The 6,704-nt window shown below is 67.1% G+C and carries 6 protein-coding genes and 2 pseudogenes; 2 read left to right on the top strand and 6 right to left on the bottom strand.

Features of this window, described 5'->3' with window-relative positions:
* Window positions 1-129: pseudogene (locus JO059_RS18330) on the bottom strand (thiolase family protein); the annotation flags it as partial.
* On the opposite strand from JO059_RS18330, the pseudogene JO059_RS18325 reads away from it, so the two are divergent.
* Both JO059_RS18325 and JO059_RS18320 read left to right on the top strand, forming a co-directional pair.
* Window positions 116-410, top strand: a pseudogene (locus JO059_RS18325) (TetR family transcriptional regulator); the annotation flags it as partial. The pseudogenes JO059_RS18330 and JO059_RS18325 overlap by 14 nt on opposite strands.
* 204 nt (window positions 411-614) lie before the next feature.
* On the top strand, window positions 615-1,691 hold the full coding sequence (locus JO059_RS18320; protein WP_293321233.1) for a DUF190 domain-containing protein: 1,077 nt from the start codon (window positions 615-617) through the stop codon (window positions 1,689-1,691).
* 31 nt (window positions 1,692-1,722) lie between these two features.
* Here JO059_RS18320 and JO059_RS18315 read toward each other — a convergent pair whose 3' ends face one another.
* From JO059_RS18315 to JO059_RS18295, 5 genes are all read right to left on the bottom strand, one after another.
* A complete protein-coding gene (locus JO059_RS18315; RefSeq protein ID WP_293321231.1) occupies window positions 1,723-2,616 on the bottom strand; it encodes a fructose bisphosphate aldolase in 894 nt (297 codons plus the stop codon).
* A 92-nt stretch (window positions 2,617-2,708) separates the two neighbouring features.
* Window positions 2,709-3,704 (bottom strand): ATP-binding cassette domain-containing protein, encoded by a 996-nt coding sequence (locus tag JO059_RS18310; RefSeq protein ID WP_293321239.1) that lies wholly within the window; start codon window positions 3,702-3,704, stop codon window positions 2,709-2,711.
* Window positions 3,705-3,706: 2 nt separating this feature from the next.
* Window positions 3,707-4,756, bottom strand: a complete 1,050-nt coding sequence (locus tag JO059_RS18305) for an ABC transporter permease (RefSeq protein WP_293321229.1) — start codon at window positions 4,754-4,756, stop codon at window positions 3,707-3,709.
* A gap of 94 nt (window positions 4,757-4,850) precedes the next feature.
* Window positions 4,851-5,444, bottom strand: coding sequence for a cytochrome b/b6 domain-containing protein (locus JO059_RS18300; protein WP_293321227.1), 594 nt, complete (start codon window positions 5,442-5,444; stop codon window positions 4,851-4,853).
* Window positions 5,441-6,610 (bottom strand): catalase family peroxidase, encoded by a 1,170-nt coding sequence (locus JO059_RS18295; protein ID WP_293321225.1) that lies wholly within the window; start codon window positions 6,608-6,610, stop codon window positions 5,441-5,443. Before JO059_RS18295 ends, JO059_RS18300 begins: the two co-directional genes overlap by 4 nt.
* Window positions 6,611-6,704: the final 94 nt, after the last annotated feature.

Genomic DNA, 6,704 nt, shown 5'->3' with positions numbered 1-6,704 from the left:
TCCCAGTTGCCCGCCGGCGGTGTTGAACGGGAAATCGCCGCGAAAGGTGAGGTCGTGGTTGGCGACGAACTCCATGTCTGTGCCCTTCTCACAGAAGCCGGCGTCCTCCAGAGACAGCAGCATGACGACCGCGCGCGGATTGGCCATGCTGAAGGTTTTGACCGTCGCCGGCATGGAGCACGAGGAAACCGCCACCAGGCTGCGCGCCGGGTTCAGTGCCCCTCTGCACGACCGCGTCCGGGTGCGGCTGGTCGCCGCCGGCATCGACGGGACCGCCGCCCGAGTCCGCGGCGGACGCCATCGTCGGAGGGGTCGTGTATCCGATACTTTCTGGGGCACAACGGCTTTCACGGCAGCGTGCCGAACGTACCGCCCGAATCGTCGTCGACGCGCTCGCGCCCGGATGCTGACCAGGAAAACCTCTCGTTGATTCGAATCATCAAGGCAGACAACAAGTTATTGGTGGCCGGGTGGCGGTGGCAGAGGAATTGGTCCCGAATCCGCAATGGCTTCGGCCGTACCGTCTGGGTCACGTCGGCGCGTTCTGCGGGTAATATCTCCGCGAACCGGTAGCACATCTTCAGCGACGGAATCGCCGTGGACGAGGAGCGGCCATGGACGACGACTGCCTGATGCTCAGCGTCTATTTGGCGGAGCGCCGGCGGACCCGTGAAGGCTTTGTCTCCGATGTGCTGCTTGGCCTGTATGAACAGCACCGCATTGCCAGCAGCATCGTGCTGCGCGGCATCGGCGGGTTCGGAACGGGCCGCCACCTGCGCACCGACGAGTCGCTGACGCTTTCCGAGGACCCGCCGGTGGTGGTGGCGGCGGTGGACACCAAGGCAGCAATCGAAGCGGTGCTCGGCCCTGTGCTTGCCATCAAACAACGCGGTCTGCTCACCCTCGAACGAGCGCGGCTGCTGCGCGACGACATCGGACCGCTCGAACTGCCCGTCGATCACGAAGCGGTGAAGTTGACGATTTACGTCGGGCGCAAGGAACGCGTCTTCGGCGTGCCCGCCTACGTCGCCCTGTGCGATTTGTTGTATCGCCGAATGGTTGCGGGCGCGTCGGTGTTCCTGGGCGTGGACGGCACCGTCCGCGGGCAGCGGCAACGCGCGGCCTTCTTCGGCCGCAACCCCGACGTTCCCATGATCGTCATCGCCGTGGGGTCCGCCGAGCGCATCGGTCGGGTATTGCCCGAGCTCGGAGGCCTGCTGCGGCGGCCCACGATCACGGTGGAACGGGTTCGGGTGTGCAAGCGCGACGGTCAATTGCTGGCACCGCCGCACCCCCTGCCGGCATTCGACGAACGCGGTCTGCCGCTCTGGCAGAAGTTGATGATCTACACCTCCGAATCCGCCCGCCACGACGGCGTGCCGATTCACCGCGGCCTGCTCCAGCAGCTTCGCAAACGCAGGTCGCCCGACGGAGCGACGGCGATCCGGGGCATCTGGGGCTTCAGCGCCGACCAGCAACCGCACGGCGACAAGCTGCTGTCAGTGAGCCGCGACGTCCCCGTCGTCACCATCATCATCGACACGCCGGCCAACATCGCCGAATCCTTCGAGGTGGTCGACGAACTCACCCGGCACCACGGGTTGGTCACCAGCGAGATGGTTCCCGCGCTGGTGTCGGACGAGGCCGATCCCGCCCCGGGCACACCGCCCATGGCCGACCATCGCTATTGATTGCGCCCGAGCCCCGACCCGGGCGCCCGGTTCACCCTGCGACAGAGGCGTCGTAGATCGACTGGATCGACTTGTCCAACGTGACGTTGAACTGCTCATCGGACTGGTCGACCGAAAGCCCCTCGGTGAGAGCGCGGCTGAAGCTGGCGATCAGCCCGGTGTTCTTGGCCAACAACTCGTTGGCCTCGTCGCGGGAGTAGCCGCCGGAGAGTGCGACGACCCGCATCACTTTCGGGTGTTCGATCAGGGGCCGGTAAAAGTTGACCTCGGTTGGCAGGCTCAGCTTGAGCATCACGCGCTGCCCCTCGGGCACGGTCTCGAGTTGCTTGGTGATCTCGTCGCGCAGCATGCCCTCGGCCTCTGGTTTGTCCGAGATGGAGATGGTGACCTCGGGCTCGATGATGGGCACCAGGCCGTGCGACAAGACCTGATGGGCGAGCTCGAACTGCTGGGCGACCACCGCTGCAATGCCCTCGGCATTGGCGCCCCCGATCACCGAGCGTTCCTTGGTGCCGAACACGCCTTTGCTCACGGCCCGTTCCAGCAGCTCGTCCAGACCCGGTATCGGCTTCATCAGCTGGGCGTCGTCGGACGCCTCCGCCAGGCCCTTGTCGATCTTGAGGATGGGCACCACGCCCTTGGTTTCCCACAGGTAGGTGGTGGACGGCTTGCCCTCGATCTCGCGGTCCATCGTTTGCTCGAACAGTATCGCCGCCAGCACCCGGTCTCCGTTGAACGCCGGCGAGGTGATGATCCGTGAGCGCATCTCGTGGATGAGATCGAACATTTCCTCCTCGGAGGAGTATGCGTCGTCCTCGATGCCGTACAGGCGCAGCGCCTTGGGCGTCGAGCCCCCGCTTTGGTCGAGCGCCGCGATGAAACCTTTGCCCGACGTCATCCGGTCGGCTTGCTGCTGGTTCGGCATAGCCCTCTCGCTTCCTCGTCCGCTTCCTCGTGGCACCGTCGGTAGACGGCGCCGATCATATTCGTCCGATCGGGGCAGGGACAGGCCGGTAGTCAGTCGGCGGCGGGAACCTCGTGTTGCCCGATCACACCGCTTATACCCGTTACGCCGAGCCGCTCACGGAACGCCTGCGCTGTGTAGCCGATCGCCGTCGCGTCGGTTCGCGCGCGCACCGTCGCCGAACGCGGCATGTGAAAAAGCACGCCCATCTCGCCGAAGTAGTCCCCCGCTCCGGCGACCTTGACCAGCTCCTCGCCGCCCTCGGCCAACTCGCGCACGATGTCGAATTCACCCTCCGACACCACATAGATCAGCTCGCCCATCGTGCACTGCTCGAAGAGAACCTCGCCCGCCTTGAGGCGCACGGTTTCGGGGAGGCGGTTCGCCGACGCGTGCGCGGGTGCCATCTCGACGACGTGATCGGCCATCGGCAGTATCCGGCTGTCGTGGGTCGCAACCACCACGACGCGCTCGCCCTCCGCGAGGGAACGGATCAACCGCAGCACCTCCTCCACCTGGATGAAGTCCAGGTGCGCGGTGGGTTCGTCCGCGAGGATCAACGGCGGCTCCAACGCGATCGCGCGAGCGACCGCGACGCGTTGCTGCTGTCCGCCGCTGAGGTCGCCCGGCCGGTGCTTCATCCGGTCGGCGAGGTTGACGCGGTTCAGCAATTCCTCGGCGCGCCGGCGCGAGGCCGCGCGCGACCATCCGGCTGCGCGCAGCGGAACCATCACGTTTTCGAGGGCCGTCAGGCTGGCCACCAGATTGAAGGCCTGGAAGACGATGCCCACCGTGTCGCGCCGGTACTTTGCCAGCCCGCGACCGTCGAGCCCGGTCACGTCGACGCCACCGAACTTGATCACTCCGCTCTTGGGCCGCAGAATGCCGCCGAGGCAGGACAGCAACGTCGTCTTCCCGCAGCCGCTGGGGCCGAGCAAGATGACCAGCGAGCCCGCCGCTACGTCGAGGTTGAGTCCGTTGATCGGCCGCAGCGCGTACCCGCCGCTGGAGTACTCGACGACCAGGTCTTGAATGCTCAGATCGGCCACGGTCACGGGCCCCCGAACGCGAGCGCGGGATCAACCGCCACCGCGCGTCTCAGTCCGGCAACACTGGCGAGCAGCCCGATCGCGGTGGCAATCAAAGGTAAGGCGAGGTAAGCGCGCATGGGCACCACGACAAGCATCGGGAACAGCGGCGCGAGCAGCTGCGCGAGGATGACTCCCACCCCCGCGGCGAGCAGCGCCACGACGACCGCCTGCAGCGCAAGACCCCCCAGGATTTGCCGCGTCGGCACACCGATCGCCTTGAACACCGCAAAGTCCCGCAGCCGCTCGAGCGCGGACAGGTAGACCAACGATCCCACGATCAGCACCGCCACGATCCACAGCAACAAGGCCACGATGGTGATCGCACCGACCGCCACCTTCAAGGGGCGCATCAGATCGGTCACGCCCGCGGCTCGATCGACGGTCTGGTATCCCGCCGGCAGCTGTCGGGGCTTGCCGACGATCCCGATCGACGTGATCATCGGCTGCCCGTTGTAAGCCAGTTGCTGTAGGCCCGCCGTCGTCAGGAAGATGCAGGGCGTCTTGGCCAGCGCGGTGGCATTGGGCACGATGCCGACAATCCGCAACGTACGCGCACCGATCTGCAGGTCCTCGCCGATGTGCTTGCCCAGTGTGCTCGACACCTCGACCTCGTCGGGCGTCGTCGGCGTCTGACCCTCCGAGGGCTGCGGCATGCCGGGTCCGTGCGCCGGCGCGCCGAAGGCCGTGGCGTTTCGCGCCGAGGTGCCTTCCGTGATCGCCGAGGCCGCCGTGGCCAGCGGCGCGGCGGCAACGACGCCGGGCTCGGCTGCGATCGTGGCCACGTCCACCTCGGCGAAGGGAGTCGCGCCCAGGAACGGTCCGGCAGCGCCGGCTTTGACGACGAACGCGTCGACACCGATGGCATCCACGGTTCGCTGCGCCTCCACCCGAAACCCGTTCGCGAGACCCGTCAAAACCAGGGTCATCGAAAAGACGAGCCCGGTGCTGATGATCGCGATGACAAGGCGCCGCCTTCGCCATTGCATGTCGCGCAACGCCGCGAACAGCATGCCCAGACGCTACCGCCGTGACGCGTTCGGAGACAGGGGGGTCACGCGCTTCAACCGATCCCCCACCTTTCCGCCCTCGGGAATTAAGGCGGCGTCATACGCGAGTTCCATCCTGTTGCCGGGACGTGGGCCTGGCGGGCCACAGTGCCATGCGATCAAGGAGCCGGTCGCGCAGCGCCAGCGTATGGAACAGGACTGCACAGACATGCGCGGTGAACGTCGCGAAAAGCAGCAAGGCAAGGACGTTGTGGGCCTGCCGGAGCGCCGCGTAGAGATCGATGTCGTGCGGCGCGATGCCGGGCAGCTGCATCGGGCCCACCACGATGATCGGAAATCGCGCCGCCGCCAGCATTGCCCACCCGATCAGCGGCTGCAGAAGCAGCAGCGCGTAAAGCAGGTACTCCGACCAGGATGCGATACGCCGTTCGGCCGGGCCCATGGTGGCCGGGAACGGCGGCAGCCGGTGCGCGAGCCGGTTCGCCAGCCGCACCACGGCGAAGACCAGAATGAGCAGCCCCAGCGGGCGGTGTATGGCCAGCAGCAGCGGGTAGTAGCTCAGGGATGCGATCATCGTCACGCCGATGAGCAGTTGCGCGATGACCATCGGCGCCATCAGCCAATGCAATATCCGGGATGGAAGCGCGAAACGCGTTGCGGCGGCGGGCGTTTCGCTCTCATGGGCCGTCATGAGAGCACCTTGGCCACGTCGACCTCGCTGGGTGACTTGCGCTCCTCGGCGCGGCGGGTGAAAGAGCGCGCATAAACGGCCGATCTCGCCGCGGGCAGGGGGTCATCGGATGCAGTGATGCCGTCCGGCAGGACCAGCGGGTCGAAGTTGATGTCCCGCGCGTTGCCCGCCTCCTCCGTCTGCACCGCGGAAATGGTGATGGTGCCGGCGTCCACGGCCCGCCTCGACTGCGGCCACGGTTTGGTGGCGTCGTTGGTCGGGTCGCCCGGCTCGCCGACCGTGATCATCAGCCGCCACCTCAAGGGTCGCAGCGCGACCGCGCGGATGATGTCGTCGAACAGGTAATCCCTGCCGGGCGCCGCCGATGGCGGCGCGGCCGCCGGGACCTCGTGCGGAACGGCGGACCAGCGCACCGCAACGGTCGCGCCCGCGCTGTTGGTGAAGAAGAAGGCGTTGAGCCCGTGAAAGGTGCTGTCGGCGAATCCCGCACTCGGCGGCGACTGTTTGATGATCTTCATCGCCGCGGCGGTCTCGGGATGACGCTCGAGGAAGGCGGACATCTGCTGGGGGTCGGGCTTGCCCGTCTCAGGCAACGGTTTGGACGCGAGCAGACGCTCGTAGAAACCCTCCGGGGTGCTGTCTGTGAAGACGGGAAGGTTGATCATCGCCGTGCGCCACTGTTGGCCGTCCGCCTCGAGCAACAGACCGAGACCCCGGACGGTATCGGGCCTGTCCGCCTGATCCGGCAGGCCGCCGCCCAGCGAGAACCGGCCGACGAGCGGAACGCTGCCCTCGCGAAATACCGCCGCTCGGCAGATGGCCGCGGCCGCGCCGGTGCTCACGAAAGTCCCTGTGGCGCTTAGCCCTTTGGCATGATTTCGACGAAACCCCGCGTGGCGGCCGTAAACGTGTTCGAACCGATCCGCGAATTTCTCAGGCAGCGGCGGGCTGGGTGGGTCGCCGCGCCGAAGCCAACCACCGGCATAGGCAAACCCGGCCACATCCGCCACAGCGAACCCGACCACCGCGCCCACCCCGAGCAACGCGCTCCGTCGGGTCAGCGCGGCGCGCCACGGCGATCCACGCTTCGCCTCCGCGGTTTCCCGGGATGCGGCGTCCGGATCATCACGACCACCTTTGCCTCTGTTGGGATCGCCGGCCTCCATGCCCCACACCCTTCCTTCTTCGCGCGCCGAACCGCCGCCGACCGCCCGGGGCCCCCTGGGCCGGCCCGGCCACCGGAGAATCCACACCAACCAC

It is taken from the genome of Mycobacterium sp. (assembly GCF_019247615.1).
In the GTDB taxonomy this organism is placed as follows: Bacteria; Actinomycetota; Actinomycetes; order Mycobacteriales; family Mycobacteriaceae; genus Mycobacterium.
Note: the sequence above shows the minus strand (reverse complement) of the source record. Positions and strands in the feature narration are given on the sequence as shown.